General features: G+C 39.5%; 2 pseudogenes. Both read right to left on the bottom strand.

Going from position 1 to position 1,112, the window contains the following annotated elements:
* Positions 1-635 (bottom strand): annotated as a pseudogene (locus FTV31_RS17065) (hypothetical protein); the annotation flags it as partial.
* An 11-nt stretch (positions 636-646) separates the two neighbouring features.
* A pseudogene (locus FTV31_RS17060) lies at positions 647-1,112 on the bottom strand (hypothetical protein); the annotation flags it as partial.

Below are 1,112 nucleotides of genomic sequence, written 5' to 3'. Positions count from 1 at the left end.
CCACTATCCAGGTTCATATGAAAAATCGCATCATGAATGGCTATCAGTCGTTCAGGTTGCATGCATCCCTGATCAAAAATTAATGAAATACACAGACATTCAAACAAGGTATTCACTAATTTTTGTTGCTCTTTAGCCGTAGAGTCTAAGAGGATACCTTGAGTTTGTTGTTTGAGATAATCCGCCCAATTCACATACAGTTTTTCTTTTACCTCGACGAGCATAGTACCCTGCTGTAACTTTCGTCCTGAAAAAACGTTGTCTAGACGTTTAGGTGTGTAGACTATCCAATCGGGCAACTTAATCTCATAGCTCTCGGCATAGGAAGGGTAATCCTTTTGCCACTGCTGGTTTTTCTCGTTACAAATCCGTTTCACTTGTTTAAAACAGAATTGAAGGTAATCTGCAGCATTGCCCTTAAATTTGGATATTTGGCAGAGCTGCTCTAAAACTGCTCTATAGAGAGTAAACTTGTCCAGAATTTGCTGATCAAGCCACTTAAAATCAATTTGAGCAAGGTCAGAATTTACATCTGTGTATGTAGCAGTGATCAGCTGAGAAATTTCCTTAAAAATGTCACCGATTTCTCTTTTAATGGCATTTTCTAATTGCGTAACAAGTGATGTATCAAGCACAAGATGGTCCTTTAAAGCACTTCAAGCTTTGCGATTTCTAGTTTGTTGAGCAAGCTTTTAACTTGTTGCTGAATGTCGTGTTTGTAGAGATAAGGGCTTAATCCAGAAATGTGACTGAATCCCATGCTCTGCTTATCATGGGTATATAGCGTATTGTGAATGTCACCACTCAGGGCGAGATGATTTTTAGTGAAATGCCTTGGCCAGTTTTTATAAATCTGTACAGTCTCTTTAAGGTAATTCGTGACAAAATCAGCAGACATGGGCTGTAACTCCAAATGCTCCACGACTTCAGCAAGATTCACCTGACCTTTTTGGGACTTGATCCGAGGATGTGAGATGACACAGAGCATAAAACCATCATTTTCCAATTTCACTTTAAAACTAGTTATCCCGAGTGTCTCGATGGTTTGCGTCAGATATTTTCGATATGCATTGAAATGATCCTGCCAGTAGCCTGTAACAGGAACAGGACGT

The organism is Acinetobacter sp. YH16031 (assembly GCF_013417335.1).
GTDB lineage: Bacteria > Pseudomonadota > Gammaproteobacteria > Pseudomonadales > Moraxellaceae > Acinetobacter.
This window is presented reverse-complemented; position numbering and strand designations above follow the sequence as displayed.